At 42.6% G+C, this 1,496-nt stretch carries 1 protein-coding gene; it reads right to left on the reverse strand.

Annotation, left to right across the window (positions count from 1 at the left end):
* Positions 1–37 precede the first annotated feature (37 nt).
* Positions 38–1,393, reverse strand: coding sequence for an ISLre2 family transposase (locus tag ACHUFA_RS10945; RefSeq protein WP_394406097.1), 1,356 nt, complete (start codon positions 1,391–1,393; stop codon positions 38–40).
* Positions 1,394–1,496 lie beyond the last annotated feature (103 nt).

Below are 1,496 nucleotides of genomic sequence, written 5' to 3' on the forward strand. Positions count from 1 at the left end.
GTTTGTGTCAAGTTTCTCTCGGAAAGTTTTCAAAGTCCTATATCCATTTCTTGAGTTGACCAATCGGAGTGCTGGTAGCACCGTTCAAAGCAATGCTTGCTTGAGGCACCCTATGAGGCTCGGGCGGCAGTTTTTTTAGTACTTGGCGCATACTGATTGCAACCTTGTCACTAAAGACTTGATGTGGGCTAGAACTACGATATAAAACCTCAAAAGTTCCATTCTTCTGTGCTGTCATGATGGCAACTAGATGACTCACGCCTCGTTTTTTCCAGTGTCGACCTTGTTTCTTGATGCGGTAGCTGTAAAATCGATGCCCACTTTCACAGGTTCCTACACCATCACTAACGCCCAAATCCCGTAGTTTTAGGGGATTGATAGCTTCCCAATGGCTCATCAAATAAGACTTGACTGCCAATAGCTTTTCAAGTTGTTTCTCATCTTCCAAAATGGATTCTGCCGTGTCTAAAATCAAGACCAGTTGCTCACGGTCATAGGCTTTTACACACATCCAAACCGCTTGTAACAAGCTTTTATCAAAGCCTAATTTTCCAGTAACATACTTCATAACGTGGTAGGAATCAAGGCAGTAGTCAAAGCTCTTGTGTCGTCCAAGCATGTCTTCGAACTTGTGAGCTTCGTAGCCTGAACCGCCGTCGCTATTGGCAACAATAACCGTATGTCTCAGGTCATAGTGCATTTGGAGGTAGTCACTCATTTGCTTAAACAAGTCCTGACTTGTACCAAAACAACCGAAATAGACAGGGTTAATCAACTCGCCACGCTTGCCAGAACGTCTCACACCTTCATGAATGTAGCCGCGTTTCAACTCCAAGTGTTTCCCTTTATCTTGACTACCAATCCAAACACCGTCACCCTCAATAAAGAGAATTTCTGGGCGTTTTAACTCAGTTTCTGTAGGTTCTACTTGGCTATTGAACACCTTCTCACCAACACGCTGGACAAGGTTGTGAATCCCTTGGTGACTCATCTCGATATCTGTCAGAAGATGTAAACTTTGGGAGGCCTGACGATAAGTCATTCCTGTCGCTAAAAGGCTAAGTTTTTCATTGAAACTAGGACTATAACGTTCTCTAGAATTCAACCCTATAACCTTATCCAAAGGCAAGAAACTCTTCTCCCCAGCTTTTCGTAACCGGCGACGCTTAAAAGAAACCGTCCCAAACAAGAAAGTCAGCTGACGCTCTTCTAAACGGTCTATCTCCCATCCATCCGAGAGATAAGACTGGATAATTTCCTTGTCCAAACGCTCCAAGGATTCTCTCACTGATTTTGTCAATAACTGACTCATCAACTGCATGACCCTCTTGTCAAACTCAGCCAGATGAACACTACTCTTTAAAATGTCACAAATCTCTGCTACAATAGTCATGGGTTCTATATCCTTCTAGGTTATTTACACACTTCCTAGGATATAGGACTTTTTTATTTTGAAAACTTGTAAACGTTTTTCCGAGAATTATTTTACACTAACG

It is taken from the genome of Streptococcus hepaticus, assembly GCF_043656315.1.
Classification (GTDB): Bacteria; Bacillota; Bacilli; order Lactobacillales; family Streptococcaceae; genus Streptococcus; species Streptococcus hepaticus.

What these genes read in the sequence shown, in the direction of transcription:
- ACHUFA_RS10945 (WP_394406097.1), bottom strand. Translation starts at nt 1,393, where the DNA reads ATGACTATTGTAGCAGAGATTTGTGACATTTTAAAGAGTAGTGTTCAT.